We start from the raw sequence: 19,826 nt of genomic DNA on the forward strand, positions 1-19,826 counted from the left end.
TTAATTTGTTGAATAAATGAAGTGGAATTTATTAATTTTTTTAATTGATACTAATCCATCACAATATAAAAAGTCAGATTTAGGTCGAAAAAATTAACTTGAGTTATTTTTTGTTAAATACTTCTAAAAATATAATGTTCACTAAGAATGTGACAGGAGGAATATTTATGGGGTTGTTAGGAAGAAACGAAAAATGTCATTGCGGTTCTGGTAAAAAATACAAAAAGTGTTGTATACATTCTGATAGTAAAAATATAAATTCTAACAATAACAATAAAAATAACTTACCAGTTGGAAGTGAATTCGAATTAGGTACTTCTACACATAACCCTACATTAGGAGTTAGAGAATTGGCTTTTGCTCAAATTGAACAAATCATTAAATGGCTTTCTAAAAAACATATTCCAGTTAATAATATTAAATCAAATGCAACTTGTTTATATGAACTTTCTACTTCTGAAAATATTCTTGACTACTATGTATATTTAAATACAATGTCACTATCAAATAACAAGAATACAAAAAGTGATCAAATTCTTAAGATAGTTTCTGAAACAGCAAGAAATTATCCCTCTTTAACTAATAATGAACTTACCCTCTTAAGACATATATCTAAATCAACACTAATGGAATTTTATAATTTAGAAGATACAGCTACTGCAGACTACAGTGCAATGAAGATTATGAATGAATTTTGTTATCAAGCACTACACGAAGGGATTCCTGATAATAAATCTATTGGAATTATTAAACTTTATGTTGATTCAAATGGAGAGGAAGAAAAGTTAGTAAACTGGGACTTAAACCTTTCTGATAAAGAAAATGTTGTAAGTGAACCGTCTGATTTCGTTTTTATTGATTGGAAAGCATTGGATGAACTAAATGATGAGTATCGAAAACTAGCGCATTCTTTCCACGGTTTAGAGGAATCATCGAAAGATGATCTAGCAACCGTATTTTATCAAGAAAAGTCTTTGCCATATAAATCTAAAGAAATAATATCCTATAGTGGTTTAGTTATGATTTATTCTGGAATTCTAGAAAGAGAGTTAAAATTACTCATTGAGTTGAACGAAAAGAAAAAGATTAAAAATATGACTATGCAAAAAATGATTATTTATATTGTTGAAAATGAGATACCTTATATTTCTGATGAGTTTTCTGATTTATTCTTAAAACTCGAAGAAATACGTAAAATTAGAAATCTTGCGGCTCATGGAAATAAAATATCGGACCAAGAATTTAAATTTGTAAAAAATTTTTGTATCAACCAACAATTTTTCCAATCTATTTCATGGTCAAAAGTTTATTATGAAGACATAGAAGACGACACAGAAGATTCATTCAATTTATTATTTTAAAGTATTTCTGAGTTAAATTATTTATTATTATATAATATAAAATATCTAATTTGGAGCTGACATCTATGATACGACGTGCCACGTTGATAGACGGTAAAGCCTTATCGGATTTGATGCGACGCATTGATCGCGAAACGAAATATATGTTGTATGAGCCGGAGGAACGCGTCCTGTCAACGGAACAGGCGGAGGCGTTCATCGAGAAATTTGGTCAGGCTGCGAATTCGGACATCTTCGTTGTAGACGTTGACGAACAACTCGTCGGGTATGTGCTCGTCGTTGGTGGTGAACCGAGTCGGATTCGTCACCGCGCGAATCTTGTCATCGGCTTACTTGATGCTTATACAGGTCGTGGACTCGGTGCGGGGCTACTTGAAGCGGTTGATGCGTTTGCGATTGAAGCAGGACTCATCCGACTCGAGTTGACGGTTCGAAAGGATAACTTGCGAGCAATCGAACTCTATCATAAGTTTGGCTTCAACATCGAAGGGACTCGCATCGCGTCGCTTTTCATCGATGGCGAATACGTTGATGAACTGGCAATGTCGAAGATTTATACAACGGAAGAATCCTAAAAAAGATGCTCCGTGGACTTATCTCTGAAAAGAGACGAGCCCATGAGCATCTTTTTTATGGCGATACCTTTTGTTGTTCAAAATCGATCTCCAAGACGTTTTTCGCATAATCCTTACCCCAGTCATACATCGCATCTAAAATCGGCATTAAGCTATGACCGTGCGGTGTCAACGAATATTCGACCTTCGGTGGTACGACCGGATAAACTTCCCGGTGAATGATGTGGTGGTCTTCAAGTTCGCGCAGTTGATTGACGAGCATCCGTTGCGTGATCCCAGGCATCAGACTTTTTAGTTCCCCGAAGCGTTTCGTTCCTTCCTTGCCTAAGTGCCAAAGAATGAGCATCTTCCATTTGCCCCCGATGATCGAGAGGGTCAATTCCTTCTCACAGTTAAACTGACGATCTTCAAAATGTGGCATCGATTCCACCTCCTGCTCCAGTATAGTCTTTCTTCCGGTTGACAGTATACTTTTCTGCACTATGTATGAAAAACCACACTATGTAAATTAAAAGTGCGTACTTCCCAAGTTCGTCTATCAGGATTATATTTAGTCCTGTTCCTTCTTGAACGTCTGAAGGAAGTGTCAGGTACGACAATACAGAGAAGAATGGGAGAGATACAAATGAAATTACAACTCGCGATTGATTTAGTCGATACAGCAGGTGCGATTGCTTTAGTCAAAGAAATCGGGGAAGACAATTTAGATATCGTTGAGATCGGCACACCAGTCGTCATCAACGAAGGCCTCCGCGCCGTTAAAGAAATGAAAGAAGCGTTCCCGAACTTAACGGTCCTCGCTGACTTGAAGATCATGGATGCTGCCGGTTATGAAGTCAGCCAAGCTGTCGCACACGGTGCTGACATCGTGACGATCCTTGGTGCAGCCGAAGACATGTCAATCAAAGGGGCAGTCGAAGAAGCAAAAAAATCAGGCAAACAGATTCTCGTTGATATGATTGCTGTTAAAGATATCGCAACACGTGCGAAAGAACTTGATGCATTAGGTGTCGACTATATCTGTGTCCACACAGGGTACGATTTGCAAGCAGTCGGTCAAAATTCATTCGAGGATCTCGCGACAATCAAGTCGGTTGTGACGAACGCAAAAACTGCTGTTGCGGGTGGCATCAAGATGGAGACGTTACCAGAAGTCATCGCAGCACGTCCTGATTTGATCATCGTCGGTGGCGGTATCACGGGACAAGATGATAAACAAGAGACAGCGTCAACGATGCACCGGATGCTGCAAGAGGCGTAAATGACACATATTCAAACGATTATCGAAGAGCTGACTTCGACGGTCGAAGCGATCGATGCAACCGAGACAAAAGAACTGGCAGACGCTGTGCTGCAAGCGAACCGAATCTTTCTCGCAGGAGCCGGTCGCTCCGGCTTAATGGGAAAAGCGTTCGTCATGCGGTTGATGCACATGGGACTCGACGCGTATGTCGTCGGTGAGACGGTCACGGCGAATTTACGCGAGGGTGACTTGTTGATCGTCGGTTCCGGATCGGGTGAGACGAAAACCTTGATTCCAATCGTCGAGAAAGCACAGCAACTCGGTGGAACGGTTGCCGTCGTCACGATCAATCCGACGTCGACGTTAGCACGATTAGCCGACTTGGTCGTCCAATTGCCTGGAGTTCCGAAAGAACAAACGGCATCAGCGGACGAGACGGTTCAACCGATGGGCTCGTTGTTCGAACAGACGATGTTGTTGTTCTATGATGGCTTGATTCTGCAGATCATGGAAGACAAACAGCTCGATTCGCAAACGATGTACGGGAAACATGCCAACTTAGAATGAAACATGCGAAACAGATTAGTTCTTTTCTTCAAATAGAAGGGGGCTAGTCTGTTTTTGTCTGTAGATTTTTCGCGTATGAATGCGTATTAATCAGAAATTCTCCTTTCCTTCTTTTCATAATTTTCTTAAAGACTTAGTCCCGCAACGTGAGATACTCAAAGAAAGGAAAAAAGAGGAAAAGGAGATTGTCATGCGATTTCAACGGATTGGTGTAATCAGTGCTTTACTCGCTGCAAGTATCTTGACCGGTTGTATGGAACCAGACCAAATTCCGCCTTTGAATCAGCTTAGGTCACACTGGATCGAGGATAATACTGCTGAAGATGTAAATAATCCCGATGCCATCGTGCAACGCATTAAAGCGAAGGACTTTTCAGAACAGGATTCGTTTGAAGCGGATTTCCGTCGTCACGTGACGTTTTACTTTAAAGATGGAACAAAAGCGCACCCGACTGAAGGTGATATCTGGAGCAGTATCGTTGTCGGAAATCATGCTTACGTGACGCTGCATTATCCAAAAGGAGCAGATCGTCTTGCTGTACTAGAGTATACCAAGCAAGAGACGAACTGGATGTTAGGAGGCGTCTCATATGACGACGTTCAAAACATTAAGAAGAGTAGTTCTGCTCGCGGCTTGAATTTACCGTTCTCGACATTCCAAGCGATTATGAGTAGTTCGACTCCTAATGGGGACGATAGTGTTTGGTTCTTCCACACGAAGTCCCAAACGATTCTTCTAACCGTTGTTCCGAAGCAAGACGTTCAAGGCAAGGACTGGAAGGAAACGACGCTTGCAAACGGACAGACAGCTTATTTGCAGCAGAAACAAAAGAGAACGAACCTCTATTACGTCGAGGACAACCAAATCGTCCTCCTGTCTGGTAACGTGTCGCTAGCACAATTAAAAAAATTAGCACGATCGATTGCTCCTGTCGAAGCTGCTGATTTTCCATATTCCTAAACAAAAAAATCCGGACGCTGCGGCATCCGGATTTTTGTTTTACCATTTGAAATCGAAATCAGCACCGACATCTTTTGCGAGATGGGCATCTGATCCATAGACGAGCGGAATCGATAACGACTGCGTGACTTGCAGGAGTTCCGGGTAAGGATAGGAAAGACCGCATAATGGCTTTCGGAGTCCTGCTGTGTTGACGTCGAGTGTGAAGTTCGCCTGACGGATCTTCCGTAACGTGTCGTCGAGGTTCGTTGGGTTCGACTCAAGCGGATAGGCTTGGATGAATTTCGTCGGTAACGTTAAGTGACCGAGGCGCTTCGGCTGGTGTGCACCGAGGTCCGTCATGACGAGGGCTTGGATGCCTTCATAATAGCGTTCGTGTACCGCCGTGACGCTTCCGAGTTTCGTGACGATCTCACCGAAGCTTTCCTTGCTGAAGTCGACGCCGTAATATTGCTCATCGATGTATAAGTAATGCAGTGAGAGGATGCCGTCGGTCAAGACGTCAGCGTAGCGGGCGATGATGTCACGCGTACCGTCGACATGCCCTTCCCAGTAGTCGAACTCCATTCCGATCCGGATATCAATCTGATTCTTGTATGTCTCGCGGAGTTGCGTTAATTCCTTCAGGTAGGCATCGGCTGTCGCGAACGACATTCCGGAATCGTTATCTGGCGCAGGATCCGTCACACCTTCAGGTAAAGGGGCGTGTTCCGTGAAGCTGATCCGTTCTAAGCCTTGCTCTAAGGCACGCTCGATGTAGGCTTCGAGTGGATCCTTCGTACCGTGTGGACAATATGGACTGTGGACGTGACCGTCCCATTTCAATAATTGCATGAGTAACCCTCCGATTTTTTAGAATTGGCAAGCAAAGCGATTGACAATGTGCCCGAAACACGGTATCTTATCGTTAAATAATTTAGCGTGGTACAGTGATAATAAGATAAAGGAGTGGGAGTATGCAATCATTTTCTACGATTCGACTCAAGGATGGAGCGACGGACTATGTCGGTGCCTCGGCAACACGGCTTCAACGGGTCATCCGTCAGCTCGAGGATGGACTCGAACAATCTAACTATACCCGATTAATCACCCCCTTAATTGAGGAAATCGGTGGACGGGAACAGATTCGGATGGATTTTACGACTAGTGTCGCGCGTGCCCTTAGCGAACGTGGTCGCGAACAATATAAACGTGTCTTCTACAGTGGCTCTGTCTTTCAACCGGAAGAGAAGTTCCAAGTCGGATTCGAGGAACGGGGACAAATCGCGGAAATCGAAGCAATTCAACTCGCGGTCCGACTCGTCGAAGAACTGACAGGAAAAGAAGTCACACTCTCGATCGGCGATGCCGGATTGATCGAGCATTTGATTGAGACGCGCGTCGGTGATCACCACTTACGCGACCAAGTGACGCAGATGCTCCGTTTACGTAACGTCATCGAACTGAAGCGAATCGCGGGTCAACTTGATGATGCTTTACTCGCGAAACTTCCTTTATTATTCGGACGCGAAGGGGCAGAGACGATCTTACCGTACGTCGACGAGACACGACTCAATGCCGTGCTTGATCTCGCGGAAGCCGTCAATGCCGATCTCGACTTCGGTCAAATGGGCTTACAGACGTACTATGACGGGATCACGATTCACGGTTTCATCGAAGGTGTGACGGAACCCGTCCTCGTCGGTGGACGCTATGACCGGCTTTATGAACAATTCGGACAAGAACAACAGGCGTTCGGCATCGGATTCTCGGTCGAACGGTTGGCGGAGGTGCTCTAAATGCGAATCGGAATTACGAAAGGACGGCTGTCGAAAGCGACAGAACGTTACCTAAAAGAAGCTGGCGTCGAGACATGGGGAGCCATTGAACGCGAACTAATCGTCAAACGGGGCGAGCACGAATTCGTCTTCATGAAAGGATCGGATTTGATTCCGTACGTTGCTCAAGGCGTCCTTGACGTCGCGATCACGGGGAGCGACATCTTACTCGAATCGGATCAAGAACTGTCAGAACTCGCGGAATTGCCATTCGGAGTCTGCCGGATGTCCGTCTGTGCAAAGGAACCGTTGCAATTCGAAGGCGGACGCCGCGTCCGGATCGCGACGAAGTATCCGGTCATCGCAAAACGCTACTTCAGCGAACTCGGTGTCGACGTCGACATCGTACCGTTGAACGGTTCGGTCGAGTTAGCGCCGTTACTCGGTCTTGCTGACGCAATCGTCGATATCGTCGAGACAGGTGAGACGTTACGGGCAAACGGACTAAATGAATACGAAAAAATCATCGATATCAGCGCTCGATTCTTTACGAGCGAATGGACGTTAAAACGGAAGCGGGTGGAAGTCATCCGCTTGCTCGAGCAATTGACAGAAGGAGTGACACGATCATGACACCGACAAAACCTTTCAGCATCGATCGCGACACGGAGCTTGCGGTCCGCGCAATCCTCGAACGCGTCGCAACAGACGGTGACGCTGCTGTCCGCGATTACACGAACCAATTCGATCAGGTCGATCTCGAAGATTTCCGTCTCAGTGAAACACGGATCACACAAGCCTTCGAACAGGCAGACGCCAACTTGATTGACTCGTTGAAGTTGATGGCGACACGACTCGTCGAGTGGCACGAACAAGAACTACCGTCTGACATCGAACTCGTCGAAGCAGACGTGACACGACGCCAACGGTTCGTTCCCGTTGATTCGGTCGGGATCTACGTACCGGGTGGTGCAGCAAGTTATCCATCGACGGTCTTGATGAACGCCATTCCAGCGAAAGTTGCCGGAGTCGAACGCGTCGTCATGGTGACACCGATGACGAACTTAAGTGATGAGGTTCTCGTTGCGGCACGCATCGCTGGTGTGACAGAAATCTATACGATTGGTGGAGCACAAGCGGTCGCCGCGCTGACATTTGGAACAGAAAGCATCCAAGCCGTTGACTTGATCGTCGGACCCGGAAACCGCTTCGTTGCTGAAGCAAAACGCCAAGTCTACGGGATTGTTGGCATCGACTCGGTTGCCGGTCCATCGGAAGTCGTCGTCATCGCGGACGAAACAGCGCATCCGGACCGGATCGCAGCCGACTTACTTGCCCAAGCCGAACACGACCGTGACGCTGTCGCGATCGCCTTCGTGCCAACGGAAGAGATGAAACAAACGGTGGATGCAGAAATCGAGAGGCGCTTACAGCAATTGCCGCGTCAAGAGATTGCCCGTCGTGCGATGGAAAACGGTGGTGTGTTCGTCGCTCCACTCGAAACAGCAATTGAAGAAGCGAATCGCCTCGCAGCGGAGCACTTGGAACTTGCCGTTGCCAATCCGCAAGAGGTCGTCAAATCGATCCGTCACGCCGGGATGATTTTCCTCGGTCACGAGACACCAGAAACGCTCGGTGATTACGTCGCCGGAACGAACCACGTCTTACCAACGTCCGGGACAGCTCGTTTTGCGTCTGGATTATCAGCGCGGACATTCCTGCGTCACCAGACGATGCTCGAAGCCACACGCGCAGGCGTACAACGTCTCGCGAACGCAGCGAAAACCGTTGCCCGGGTTGAAGGACTCGAAGCACACGCACAAGCCATCGAAGTGAGGGAAGATTAATGCGATTACACCAAAACGAACGATTCACGACCCACAGTCCAGTCGGGATCGAAGCGATCCAGGAATTGATCGCAACGTTCCCTTTAAACGAATATCCTGTCGAGATCATCGATCAAGTTAAGGCATCGTACGCAACATACGCTGGTGTCCGTCCGACGCAACTCGTCGCCGGAAACGGCTCAGATGAGTTGATCGGCTACTTATGTGCCCGCTACGGTGGACCCGGGATGCCAGTCATCGCCTCGGAACCGGACTTCGTCATGTACCAGTTCTACGCTGACCGGGCACGGGCACCGTTTGAACGGGTACCGTTACTCGACGAGATGGCGCTTGACGTCGACGGATTGATCGCAGCGCCGGGGGAAATCATCTTCTTGAGTCACCCGCACAATCCGTCCGGTGTCCTCCGCAAGGAAGCGGACATCCGTCGTTTGCTCGACAGTGGCAAATACGTCGTCATCGATGAGGCGTACATCGACTTCGCGCTCGAACAGTCGATGCTTCATTTACTCGAAGAATATCCGAAAGCGATCATCTTACGGACGCTCTCGAAAGCGTTCGGACTCGCATCGCTTCGACTTGGTTTTGTCATCGCGAGCGAACAAATCATTGAAGAAATCGAACAGATCAAATCACCGTACAACGTCTCTGGTCTATCAGCAGCTGTCGGCATCGCCATCATGGCAGAACCGGAACTCGATCGGGTCTTAGAGGAAACGTATGCGAGCCGTGAGGCGATCGAACGGATTCTCGCGCCAATCGGCAAGACGTATCCGAGTGCAGCGAACTTCGTCTATGTCGAGTATCCAGAAGCCGAACGCTTTACGCAGCGTTGTGCTGACGCCGGATTACGGATTCGTTTGTTTGACCAAGCCTTCCGTGTCAGTTGTGGATCACCAGAAGCGATGCAAGTATTAGAAACGTGTGTAGAGGAGGAATTACGATGCGGCGTGGCGCAAGCGAACGAGTAAGTGCAGAGTCAGACATCAAGGTCGAGGTCGATCTCGCAGGAGGTCCGGTTGAAATCAAGACCGGTGTCGGCTTCTTTGATCATATGTTGACGTTATTCGCCTTTCAGGCCCGGATCGGTCTGAAGGTGACAGCAAAAGGTGATACGTGGATCGATGCGCACCATACGGTCGAAGATACAGCGATCGTTCTCGGGGCAGCGTTGACGGAAGCGCTCGGCGATAAAGCCGGGATTGAACGCTACGGCGAATCGCGTGTACCGATGGATGAGACACTCGCGTCGGTCGTGCTCGATTTCAGCGGTCGTCCGTTCACGGTCTTCCGTGCTAGTTTCAAGAATCCGAAGCTCGGTGACTTTGATACGGAACTCGCAGAAGAGTTCTTCCAAGGCTTATCACGGAGTGCCCGGATGACGATTCATGCCGAAGTCTTATATGGCTCGAACACACACCACATGATCGAAGGGTTGTTCAAAGCACTCGGTCGAGCCGTCCGTCAGGCAGCCGCCGTGACGAGCGAAGGGGTACCGTCTACGAAAGGGTTGATTGATCAATGATAGCAATCGTCGATTATGGCGTCGGGAATATCGCGAATGTCGAGCGGGCGTTAAAGGAGCTCGGCGAAGCAGTCATCGTCACGAGTGACACGGAGTTGCTCGACCAAGCGGAAGCACTCGTCTTACCGGGTGTCGGTGCTTATGCACCGGCAATGGAGCGCCTGAAGGAAACGGGACTCGTCGACTTCTTAAAAGAACAAGCGGAAAAGAAACCGTTTCTTGGGATTTGCCTCGGGATGCAACTGCTCTTTGAATCGAGTGACGAAGATGGACTGACGGAAGGTCTCGGGATCTTACCGGGAACGATCGAAAAACTACCGAGCGACGTCCGCTTGCCGCACATGGGTTGGCACCAGCTGACGAACCACGGCGAAGCGGTCTATTTCGTCCACTCGTACGGCGCTGTTTGTGACCCAGAATGGATCGTCGACTCGGTCGAATACGGACGTCTTGTTCCAGCGATCGTTCAAAAAGGACAAGTCACCGGGATGCAGTTCCACCCAGAGAAGAGTGGCGAAGTCGGACTGAAACTACTGAAGGAATGGAGAGAGACGACATGCAACTCTACCCAGCAATCGATTTAATGAGCGGACAGGCCGTACGCCTGAAGCAAGGAGATTTTGACCAACAGACATTCTTCGGCGATGCGCTGACGATTGCGAAGCGCTTCAAGGAAGATGGGGCAACAGCGATTCACTTGATTGATCTTGACGGCGCGAAAGCCGGCGAACCGTTGCACTTGAGCTTGATTGCCGACATCAAAAAGGAGACCGGTTTGTTCGTCGAAGCGGGTGGTGGTGTCCGTAACATCGAAACCGTCGAAGCATACGTCGGTGCCGGAATCGATCGAATTCTGGTCGGCACGGTCGCTCTCGAGGATGAAGCGTTACTCGAGCAGATGATTGCCCTCGCTGGTGATAAACTGGCTGTTGCGTTAGATGCAAAAGAAGGCATCGTCCAGACACGCGGCTGGCTCGAAGCGAGCGGTTGGACGCTCGAAGAGGCGATGACGCACTTGATCGGCAAAGGCATCAAGACGTTCCTGTATACAGACATTTCGCGTGACGGAATGATGATGGGACCGGATGTCGATGGACTCGATCGTTTGAAGCGGGAAGGGGTCGAATTGATCGCTTCTGGTGGTGTGACGACCGTTGATGACGTCGCGCGCCTCAAAGAGATCGGGATGGACGGAGCGGTCGTCGGTCGGGCATTGCTCGACGGATCACTCGCCTTAAAAGAGGTGTTACGCGTATGTTGATGAAACGAATCATTCCTTGTCTTGACGTCAAGGAAGGACGTGTCGTCAAAGGGGTCAAATTCCAAAACTTACGTGATCTTGGTGACCCGGTCGCCGTCGCGAAATACTATTACGAGCAAGGGGCGGACGAACTCGTCCTGCTCGATATCTCAGCAACGCAAGAAGGGCGCGAGACGATGCTTGATATCGTCGAACGCGTCGCAGAAGTCATCTACATGCCGTTTACGGTCGGTGGCGGAATCAAGACGATTGAAGACGCGAAACGCTTGATTCGTGCCGGTGCTGACAAAGTCTCACTCAACTCGTCGGCGCTTCAAAATCCACAACTGATTCAAGAAGTCAGCCGCCTGTTCGGTGTCCAAGCGACAGTCGTCGCAATCGATGCGAAACAGACCGGCGACTCGTGGGGTGTCTTCTCACACGGTGGAACACAACCGGTCGGACGTGACGCGATCGAGTGGGCGCAGGAAGCCGTTGCCCTGGGTGCCGGTGAATTACTCGTCACTTCAATGGACGCTGACGGAACAAAAGACGGCTATGATCTCGCCTTGATCCGTCGTCTGCGTGAAGTCGTCAACGTGCCGATCATTGCTTCCGGTGGGGTCGGAACGCTCGATCACTTAGCGGAAGGACTAGAGGCAGGCGCTGACGCGGCTCTTGCTGCTTCAATCTTCCATGAAGCGACATACACGATGCCGGAAACGAAAGCCTACCTCAAAGAACGGGGAGTCGAAGTCCGATGACGACATTAAATTTTTCGAAAGGACTTGTCGCTGCCGTCGTCGTCGACGAGCAGACGAACGATGTCTTGATGGTCGGCTTCATGGACCAAGCCGCTTATGATAAGACGCTTGCGACCGGTCTTGTCACCTTCTTCTCGCGGACGAAGAATCGTCTCTGGACGAAAGGGGAGACGAGCGGGAACACGCTTGAACTCAAACGGATGTGGATTGACTGTGATCAAGATAGTCTCTTGATCACGGTCAAAGCGAATGGTCCGACATGCCATACAGGAAATCGTAGTTGTTTCTATACGGAAGTGGAGGTGCCCGATGTTATACGAACTGGAACAGACGGTCAAAGCGAAGATTGACGCGAAAGAAGCAGAATCCTATACGAACTATTTGATTGCTTCTGGATATGAGAAGATCGCGAAGAAGTTCGGCGAAGAGGCATTTGAAGTCGTTCTCGCTGGTAACGATACGTTAGCAGAAGAGACAGCAGACTTGTTGTATCACTTAACGGTCTTGCTCGCTGAGCGCGGTGTCTCATTCAAAGAAGTCGAAGCCGTCCTTAACGAACGTCACGGTACAAAATCGACGTTCAAGGATCGCCCGGATATTGAACAATGGTAAACGACATCCACATCGCAAAGGCGGTGTGGATTTTTGTATAAGCGGGAAAAGACAAACAGATGACGGTTGTCATCAAATCGACAGAATCTTTCGATAGGCACGCTGTCGCTTCAGAGCGTATAATCAAAGTGTTAGTCTTGTGTCATTAGAAAGTAGGTGTTCGGTTGGTTACCAAAAAAGAACTTAAGCAAACGATCAAGCAACAATCGAAGGAAACGATCGAAGAGCTACTCGCAAAAGGTGACTCCTTGAAAGAGGAGATCGCCAGTGCCATTACACACGGATTGGGTGTCATTTTCAGTATCGTCGCGCTCGTGATGTTGATCCTGCAGGCGACGAAATCCGGCAGCGCTTGGAACGTCACTGCTGTCAGTATCTTCGGGGCAACGATGATTCTCCTTTATCTGTTCTCGACCTTGATGCATTCGCTGATGCATACGAAAGCAAACAAGGTTCTACAAATTTTAGATCATGCTGGCATCTATTTGTTGATTGCCGGTAGTTATACACCGTTCGCTTTAATCACACTCCGTGGTCCGCTCGGCTGGACATTGCTCGGAATCGTCTGGGGTGTCGGAACGCTCGGCATCATCTGGAAGCTTTATTCGACCGGTAAATATGTCTGGATCTCGAATGCGTCTTATCTGATCCTCGGCTGGTGTTGTCTGTTTGCGATCAAGCCGATCTATGAAGCACTTGGATTACAAGGATTCTTACTGCTCCTCGGTGGCGGCCTTGCATACTCGCTCGGCGTCATCTTCTACGTCTGGGCACGCTTGCCGTACAACCACGCGATTTGGCATCTGTTCGTCCTTGCTGGTAGTGTGTTGATCTTCCTGTCGATTTTCTACTACGTTGCTCCAGCGACGATGTCATGAAGAAATTACGGCTCCGGGACTGGCTCCCGATCACGCTGTATTTTATGTTTGGTCTTGGATTGCTCCTGTACTTCCGGATGTCTGGAATGCTGGAGCAATTCGACATTCAGGCATTATCGGACTGGGTACGGGATCAAGGTCTCACCGGGATGGTGCTTTATGTCCTCGCCTATACCGTTCGACCGCTCGTCTTTTTCCCGGCGAGTCTTTTGACCGTTTTTGGCGGTTATACGTATGGTCCGTGGCTCGGAACACTACTCGACGTCATTGGTGCCGGTACCGGTGGATTGCTCAGCTTTTGGATCGCCCGGTTGCTCGGTCGCCGTGGGGTCGAAAAATTGATCGGGAAAGGGAAGTTGAACGTGCTTGATGAACGGATTGCGACGAACGGCTTTCTCGTCGTCTTGATCGTTCGGTTGATTCCGTTGTTTCCGTTTGACGCGATCAGCTACGCGTCCGGATTATCAAAAATCCGCTTTAAACAGTTCGCCATCGCGAACTATATCGGGATCATTCCCGGTGCGTTCGTTTACAACAATATCGGCTCAAGCCTACGCGATCCGTTCTCATGGCAGTTCTTCCTCGCGATCGGTCTGTATGTCTTATTCTTTGCCGTAGGACTTGTCGCTCAACGGATTTTCAAAAACAAACAAAAGAAAGAGCGTATGTAAGCGCTTTATGTCATAATATAAAGGCAGAGATGTGAACCGATACGGTAAAACAGCCTAGCATTTATTTAGGGGGAATCATGAGTGATGGAAAAAGTACTACGGGATGGTTTTATCTTCTTATCGCAAAACAAGACATTGAACGGTCTCGCCAAGCGATACGGGCTTAAATTCGGAGCAAGTCGCTTCGTGGCAGGGGATTCATTGGAAGCATCAAAACGGGCGATCCAGGAATTGAACGCAAAAGGATTATGCGTCACGATGGACCATTTAGGGGAGTTCATCTCGACGGTAGCGGAAGCAGAGATGATGACACAAGAATGTATTCGTGCGGTTGAGATGATTGCGGAAGAAAAATTAGACTCGCAACTCTCGTTGAAACTGACATCACTCGGACTCGATATCTCGGACGACTTGATTCGCTCGAACATGGAACGGATCTTAACGCGGGCGAAAGAACTCGGTGTCTTCGTCACGATTGATATGGAAGACGAGCCACGTTGTGAAAAGACGATTCAATTGTTTGAAGAATTGCGCCAATCTTTCGATAACATCGGTACGGTCATCCAGTCATACCTTTACCGGTCGGAAGATGATATCAAACGTGTCGGACGCTTCGAGACGAATCTCCGGATCGTTAAAGGGGCATATAAAGAGCCGGCAACGGTGGCGTTCCCAGAAAAAGAAGATGTCGATCACAACTACATCAAGCTCGTGAAGTTACAATTATCACTCGGAAACTATGCTGCCGTCGCAACACATGACGATGCGATGATCGAGCAAATCATCCGTTACGCTAAAGAAAACGGGATTGAAAAAGACCAGTTCGAATTCCAGATGTTATTCGGCATCCGGGTTGAGCGTCAACTCGAACTCGTCAAACAAGGCTATAAAGTCCGTGTCTATGTCCCTTATGGACGTGACTGGTATGGTTACTTCATGCGCCGTTTAGCAGAACGACCGGCAAACGTTGCCTTCGTTCTCAAAGGAATGGTCAAAGGATAAGAAGAGAAGGCGATGCAATGCTGCATCGCCTTTTTTTGATTCAGGGAGGAGAGGACAGAATGGCACGCACAGAACAAGAATTCAAGGAACTGCTACAACAAGACGCGAGTGTAACACCTGCGTTACTCGATGAGTTGCTTCTACACATCGGTTCGACGAATTCTGAGTTGCGGGATGGATTGGTCTATCCGCAGTTAGCGACCTACATCGCATCAGAGTCCTTTACGATAGAAGACACCAATCGAATTTTCGATTTTATTTTAAGTGGGCATGGATTGATGTATAGAATGGGAACAGCGGACACAACAGCTGTTCTGACGCGATCATTTTCAGCATTAGCACTCGCTGAGCTGTTAGTGATGGATAAAACTCGGCGTATACTGAATCAAGAACAGTTGTATCGGCTGTCGACGTACTTGCAAACGTACCTAGAGCAAGAAAAGGATGTCCGTGGATTCATTGATGGAATGGGATGGGCACATAGCATGGCGCATATCTCCGATGTTTATGCGGTCTGGTTTACGCATCCAGCCAGTCGTCCGCAGGAGGAAATCGGAGCGATTGATGCGATGATTCGTCAGTTGACGCGGTCCGATTATCTCTATGTCGATGAAGAAGCGGACCGGATGGTAACGGCGTGGTTACAAGCTTGTCGTCATGGACTGTCAGAAGATATCTTATTGCAACGAATCGAACAGAAGGTGAAGACGTGGCTTGAGAGTGACGTGACGTGGGGAGATGCGGAGTGGACGACGTATCGTAACGTCAAACAGATGCTACAGACACTCTATTTCCGACTGAAATGGGAAGAGCAATCGGGTCTTGTCTTGGTTGAAGAGTGGTTGCGACAGGTACATCAGCGAACGCATGGAGGATGAAGCAAAGTATACCGGACGTTCCCAGCATCTTCTCTTTCCTCAGGCGGGAAGTAAGCCGCGGCATTTCGCATTCCATGCGATTTGCCGTGTCTTCCTCTTCCCTGACGGAAGCATGGTTCATGCTTCCTTTTCCTGTAGGAGTCGAAGATGCCCGGTTCGTCCTGAATGAACTAAACTCAAAAGCGATCGATTTCCGTCAATGGAATCGATCGCTTTTGAGTTCTTTGGATAATAAATGAGTGCGTCCTCCTCACATGTCTTCACCCGACTCCTACAGGAAAAAGTGCGACGTTTCATCTCGCACTGTCAGAGACAAACAAGACCCGGATTCGTTATCCGAAGGATGAGGAAGACTGGCTTGTGTCTCGCCTGAGGAAAGCGGGTGAGAAGACAGTGAGGTGAATAGTGCGTTACATCGATCATTTCGCATCATGGCCAAATGATATTACCTAGAAACACCATCCCAGCAAATAAACCAATCATTAAGAAGACAGTAGTTTGTGGTTGGAAACGTTTCTCCCGATAACGTCGAAATAAACGGTCCCCCAATGCCTGTATACAGAATAAGAGACCAATAAAGAGTAGAAAGAATTGCCATCTTTCTAGAACATCGAGAGCATCAATGTAAAATAAAAAAACAATACATAAAGCTATTAATATAGACGTATAAAAGGTACTGTGTGACATATTTATCGCTCCCTCACAGCCGTCGTCTGAAAAGCAAATAAACACGAGAAAGCATGGGCTTGATCCAGTAACCGATGCCCCGTCATGACGGCTCCTTCTTTTTGAATGATCGCTTCATCAAGCAACGTCCAGCCGCGCTCTTTTGCTAGCTGCAGCAATTCCCACGGCATCATCGTATTTCCCATCGCGACTTCTTCACCGTACAGACGACGATAAGCAAGTTGACGCGGAGCGGCTGTCGGACCAAGTAGACTGATGACGACAAGTGGGGCAACGCGTTCGATTTCTTGCAGTACTTGAACGGGACGTGTCGACCATTCGAGTGAGTTGACGGCAAGAACGACGTCAAATGCATGATCAGCGAACGGTAACGCTTCGCTCGTCCCGACGATGAACGTCTGCTCGGGTGATTTCTGACGCGCGATTCGAATCATTTCGTCTGAGAGATCGAGTCCGACTGTCTGAAAGTCCGGTGTGAGTAGTCGACAGGCTGCCCCATCACCGCAACCGAGATCAAGCAACCGACCACCGGTGATCATTTTTCGTAAGAACGGTAAAACGGTTTTGCGACTGCCGTTCGTCCACATATCGTCAGCGCGATCCGCCCAGTCGGCGGCTTTTTGATTCCATACATGCTCGGTTTGACTCATTTTCAACCACTCCTTTTTATCAGTCTAACAGGAAAATTTGTCCATTGACTGATTTTTTATTGCTACTGAATCATTATTCATTTATGATGAAGATGTAGAAGAAGCACACCAAAGTCGTTCGGCTTCTTTTTTTGTCAGTATAATGAATGGTTGTTCATTCAATTTAAAATCAGGGGGTATATCATGGCGAGTCAAATCGGTCAGCCGACCACAATCCAGTTGACGAAACACATCCAATTCGCCGTCATCATCGGTTCAGGGGTGATGGGTGCAGGCATCGCGGCACATCTTGCGAATGCTGGCATACGGACATTGATGCTTGATATCGTACCAAAAGAACTTACGGCACAAGAAGAGAAGCAGGGCTTGACGCTGAGTGATCCGCGCGTCCGCTCCCGCATCGCGCGCGATAACCGCGAAAAACTCTTGAAACAAAATCCAGCACCACTCGCGTCGAAAAAATTGATCGACTTCATCGAGGTCGGAAACTTAGAAGACGACTTAGAACGTCTGAAGGAAGCAGACTGGATTGTCGAAGTCGTCGTCGAACGACTCGACGTCAAACAGCAATTGTTTAAAACGATCGAACCGTTCATTCGGGAAGACGCGATCGTCAGCTCGAACACATCAGGAATTTCAATTGAAGCGATGCGTGAAGGACGCTCCGAATCATTCAACCGTCGTTTCCTCGGGACACACTTCTTTAACCCACCACGTTATCTGAAGTTACTCGAGTTGATTCCGACGTCAGACACGGATCCACGTGTCGTTGACTTCATGAAACAATTCGCAGAAGAACGACTCGGGAAAGGTGTCGTCATCGCGAAGGATACACCGAACTTCATCGGCAACCGAATCGGGACATACGGTCTCCTCGTGACGATGGATGAGATGAAAAAAGGTGGCTATTCGATCGGGGAGGTCGATTCGGTCACAGGTCCACTGCTTGGTCGCCCAGGGTCAGCGACGTTCCGCACACTCGACGTCGTCGGCATCGACACGTTCGTCCATGTTGCGAACAACGTCTATGACTTGTTGCCGGAAGGCGAAGAGAAGGAGACGTTTGCGGTTCCGACTGAGATGCGTCGCCTTGTCGAACAAGGAGCACTCGGTGCGAAGACGGGTCAAGGGTTCTACAAGAAAGTCGGAAAACAGATCCTTGAACTTGATCTCGAGACATTCGAGTACGTTGAAAAGAAAGCGCTTACTGAAGCGTCGATTGGACACGCTAAAGCACTTCCGGGCGCAAAAAACAAACTGAAAGCCGTCGTCTTCGCACAAGATCGTGTCGGTGCCTTACTCTGGCCGATCCACGCGAAAACATTGCTCTACTCGGCTCAGCTGACTGGAGAAATCGCAGATGACATCAAAGCGATCGATGAAGCGATGAAATGGGGCTTTGGTTGGAAGATGGGACCGTTCGAGACATGGGACGCACTTGGTGTCGAGAAAACGGTCGCGAAGATGAAACAAGACGGTTACGCGGTACCAGCATGGGTCGATGAGATGCTCGCAGCAGGAAAAACGAGTTTCTATGATGCGTCCGGTCGTCATTATGACGCAACGACACAAGACTACGTCGGAGCAACGGTCAATCCGAAGGAAATCCGCCTCCGTGATGTCCGGAAGTCAAACGGTGTTCTCCTTGAGAACAATGGGGCACGTTTGCTTGATATCGGTGACGATGTCGCAGTCCTTGAGTTCACATCGAAGAGCAATGCAATCGGTGTCGACATCATGCAGATGATCGAACAGTCAGTCGATCTCGTTGAGAAAAACCACCGTGGTCTCGTCATCGCGAACGATGGCAAGAACTTCTGTGTCGGTGCGAACCTAGCGATGATGCTGATGGAAGCGGAAGATGAGAACTGGTTCGAACTCGACTGGATCATCAACAAGTTCCAACAATCGATTCAAAAGATTCGTTACGCATCGCGTCCGATCGTCGCTGCACCACAAGGAATGACGCTTGGTGGCGGTACAGAGATCTCGCTTCCGGCAGCTCGTCTGCAAGCTGGTCTTGAAACGTACATGGGTCTCGTCGAAGTCGGTGTCGGTCTGATTCCGGGAGGTGGCGGAAACGTCAACACGTACCGTCGACTGCTAGAAAACACACCGGACGGACTCGTCAACATCGAGAAAGCAGCGCAAAAAACGTTCGAGAACGTCGCGATGGCAAAAGTCTCAAAATCAGCCTTTGAAGCACGCGAACTCGGATATGTTCGCTCCGTTGATCAGATCTCGATGAACCGGGATCACTTGACGTATGATGCGAAACAACTCGTCCTTGAACTGGACCGGACTGGCTATACGGCACCCGCGAAAGCGAAGATTCCAGTCGTCGGTCGTGCGGGGAAAGCGACGCTTGAACTCGCAACACGCGAAATGTTCTACGGCGGGTATATCTCGGAGCATGACTTAAAAATCGCCAGTAAACTCGCACACGTCATCGCCGGTGGGAACGTCGCCTTCGGTAGCCACGTCGATGAACAATATATGCTCGACATCGAACGGGAAGCATTCTTGAGCCTGATCGGTGAGATGAAGACACAACAACGGATGCAGCATATGCTCGTCAAAGGCAAGCCGCTTCGTAACTGAGGACTGG

The 19,826-nt window shown here is 48.7% G+C and carries 21 protein-coding genes and 1 pseudogene; 19 read left to right on the top strand and 3 right to left on the bottom strand.

Features of this window, described 5'->3' with window-relative positions:
* Window positions 1-167: 167 nt before the first annotated feature.
* Both B4F99_RS10250 and B4F99_RS10255 read left to right on the top strand, forming a co-directional pair.
* Complete coding sequence (locus B4F99_RS10250; RefSeq protein WP_290757567.1) at window positions 168-1,361, top strand: SEC-C domain-containing protein; 1,194 nt, start codon at window positions 168-170, stop codon at window positions 1,359-1,361.
* Window positions 1,362-1,426: 65 nt separating this feature from the next.
* Entirely contained in the window at window positions 1,427-1,936 is a 510-nt protein-coding gene (locus tag B4F99_RS10255; protein WP_290757570.1) for a GNAT family N-acetyltransferase, read from the top strand.
* 55 nt (window positions 1,937-1,991) lie between these two features.
* Here B4F99_RS10255 and B4F99_RS10260 read toward each other — a convergent pair whose 3' ends face one another.
* Window positions 1,992-2,357, bottom strand: coding sequence for a winged helix-turn-helix transcriptional regulator (locus tag B4F99_RS10260; protein WP_075643057.1), 366 nt, complete (start codon window positions 2,355-2,357; stop codon window positions 1,992-1,994).
* A gap of 204 nt (window positions 2,358-2,561) precedes the next feature.
* Here B4F99_RS10260 and hxlA point away from each other — a divergent pair, with 204 nt between their 5' ends.
* The 3 genes from hxlA to B4F99_RS10275 all read left to right on the top strand — a co-directional run bounded on the left by hxlA (window position 2,562) and on the right by B4F99_RS10275 (window position 4,707).
* Window positions 2,562-3,197, top strand: coding sequence for a 3-hexulose-6-phosphate synthase (gene hxlA, locus B4F99_RS10265; protein ID WP_047393348.1), 636 nt, complete (start codon window positions 2,562-2,564; stop codon window positions 3,195-3,197).
* On the top strand, window positions 3,198-3,746 hold the full coding sequence (gene hxlB, locus B4F99_RS10270; RefSeq protein ID WP_290757577.1) for a 6-phospho-3-hexuloisomerase: 549 nt from the start codon (window positions 3,198-3,200) through the stop codon (window positions 3,744-3,746).
* Between the two features lie 190 nt (window positions 3,747-3,936).
* Window positions 3,937-4,707 carry a hypothetical protein gene (locus B4F99_RS10275; protein WP_290757580.1) on the top strand — a complete coding sequence of 257 codons (771 nt, stop codon included), beginning with the start codon at window positions 3,937-3,939 and terminating at the stop codon, window positions 4,705-4,707.
* Between the two features lie 39 nt (window positions 4,708-4,746).
* Here B4F99_RS10275 and hisJ read toward each other — a convergent pair whose 3' ends face one another.
* The gene (gene hisJ / locus B4F99_RS10280; RefSeq protein WP_055968870.1) at window positions 4,747-5,541 is read right to left on the bottom strand and encodes a histidinol-phosphatase HisJ; all 795 of its coding nucleotides are present in this window, start codon (window positions 5,539-5,541) and stop codon (window positions 4,747-4,749) included.
* 122 nt (window positions 5,542-5,663) lie between these two features.
* Here hisJ and B4F99_RS10285 point away from each other — a divergent pair, with 122 nt between their 5' ends.
* From B4F99_RS10285 to B4F99_RS10345, 13 genes and pseudogenes are all read left to right on the top strand, one after another.
* Window positions 5,664-6,485 carry an ATP phosphoribosyltransferase regulatory subunit gene (locus tag B4F99_RS10285; RefSeq protein ID WP_290757583.1) on the top strand — a complete coding sequence of 274 codons (822 nt, stop codon included), beginning with the start codon at window positions 5,664-5,666 and terminating at the stop codon, window positions 6,483-6,485.
* Complete coding sequence (gene hisG / locus B4F99_RS10290; RefSeq protein ID WP_023469189.1) at window positions 6,486-7,097, top strand: ATP phosphoribosyltransferase; 612 nt, start codon at window positions 6,486-6,488, stop codon at window positions 7,095-7,097.
* Complete coding sequence (hisD, locus tag B4F99_RS10295; RefSeq protein WP_290757587.1) at window positions 7,094-8,311, top strand: histidinol dehydrogenase; 1,218 nt, start codon at window positions 7,094-7,096, stop codon at window positions 8,309-8,311. Before hisG ends, hisD begins: the two co-directional genes overlap by 4 nt.
* A complete protein-coding gene (locus tag B4F99_RS10300) occupies window positions 8,311-9,282 on the top strand; it encodes a pyridoxal phosphate-dependent aminotransferase (protein WP_035405946.1) in 972 nt (323 codons plus the stop codon). Before hisD ends, B4F99_RS10300 begins: the two co-directional genes overlap by 1 nt.
* Entirely contained in the window at window positions 9,255-9,836 is a 582-nt protein-coding gene (hisB, locus tag B4F99_RS10305; protein WP_290757591.1) for an imidazoleglycerol-phosphate dehydratase HisB, read from the top strand. Before B4F99_RS10300 ends, hisB begins: the two co-directional genes overlap by 28 nt.
* Window positions 9,833-10,420: an imidazole glycerol phosphate synthase subunit HisH gene (gene hisH / locus B4F99_RS10310; RefSeq protein WP_255997628.1), complete on the top strand. Its 588-nt coding sequence runs from the start codon at window positions 9,833-9,835 to the stop codon at window positions 10,418-10,420. Before hisB ends, hisH begins: the two co-directional genes overlap by 4 nt.
* Window positions 10,393-11,097, top strand: coding sequence for a 1-(5-phosphoribosyl)-5-[(5-phosphoribosylamino)methylideneamino]imidazole-4-carboxamide isomerase (gene hisA / locus B4F99_RS10315; RefSeq protein WP_035396350.1), 705 nt, complete (start codon window positions 10,393-10,395; stop codon window positions 11,095-11,097). The genes hisH and hisA overlap by 28 nt, the downstream gene beginning before the upstream one ends.
* Window positions 11,091-11,840, top strand: coding sequence for an imidazole glycerol phosphate synthase subunit HisF (hisF, locus tag B4F99_RS10320; protein ID WP_023469183.1), 750 nt, complete (start codon window positions 11,091-11,093; stop codon window positions 11,838-11,840). Before hisA ends, hisF begins: the two co-directional genes overlap by 7 nt.
* Window positions 11,837-12,452 (top strand): annotated as a pseudogene (gene hisIE / locus B4F99_RS10325) (bifunctional phosphoribosyl-AMP cyclohydrolase/phosphoribosyl-ATP diphosphatase HisIE). Before hisF ends, hisIE begins: the two are co-directional and overlap by 4 nt.
* Before the next feature lie 218 nt (window positions 12,453-12,670).
* A complete protein-coding gene (gene trhA, locus B4F99_RS10330) occupies window positions 12,671-13,330 on the top strand; it encodes a PAQR family membrane homeostasis protein TrhA (protein ID WP_035396436.1) in 660 nt (219 codons plus the stop codon).
* Entirely contained in the window at window positions 13,327-14,001 is a 675-nt protein-coding gene (locus B4F99_RS10335) for a TVP38/TMEM64 family protein (protein ID WP_290757596.1), read from the top strand. Before trhA ends, B4F99_RS10335 begins: the two co-directional genes overlap by 4 nt.
* Window positions 14,002-14,085: 84 nt before the next feature.
* Window positions 14,086-15,003, top strand: coding sequence for a proline dehydrogenase family protein (locus B4F99_RS10340; protein ID WP_035405952.1), 918 nt, complete (start codon window positions 14,086-14,088; stop codon window positions 15,001-15,003).
* A gap of 59 nt (window positions 15,004-15,062) precedes the next feature.
* Entirely contained in the window at window positions 15,063-15,881 is an 819-nt protein-coding gene (locus B4F99_RS10345) for a DUF2785 domain-containing protein (RefSeq protein ID WP_290757601.1), read from the top strand.
* 689 nt (window positions 15,882-16,570) lie between these two features.
* Here the strand turns inward: B4F99_RS10345 and B4F99_RS10350 are convergent.
* Window positions 16,571-17,218 carry a class I SAM-dependent methyltransferase gene (locus B4F99_RS10350; RefSeq protein ID WP_290757604.1) on the bottom strand — a complete coding sequence of 216 codons (648 nt, stop codon included), beginning with the start codon at window positions 17,216-17,218 and terminating at the stop codon, window positions 16,571-16,573.
* Between the two features lie 183 nt (window positions 17,219-17,401).
* Here B4F99_RS10350 and B4F99_RS10355 point away from each other — a divergent pair, with 183 nt between their 5' ends.
* A complete protein-coding gene (locus B4F99_RS10355) occupies window positions 17,402-19,819 on the top strand; it encodes a 3-hydroxyacyl-CoA dehydrogenase/enoyl-CoA hydratase family protein (RefSeq protein WP_290757606.1) in 2,418 nt (805 codons plus the stop codon).
* Window positions 19,820-19,826: the final 7 nt, after the last annotated feature.

Origin of the sequence: Exiguobacterium sp. UBA3491 (assembly GCF_002377745.1) — a bacterium.
In the GTDB taxonomy this organism is placed as follows: Bacteria; Bacillota; Bacilli; order Exiguobacteriales; family Exiguobacteriaceae; genus Exiguobacterium_A.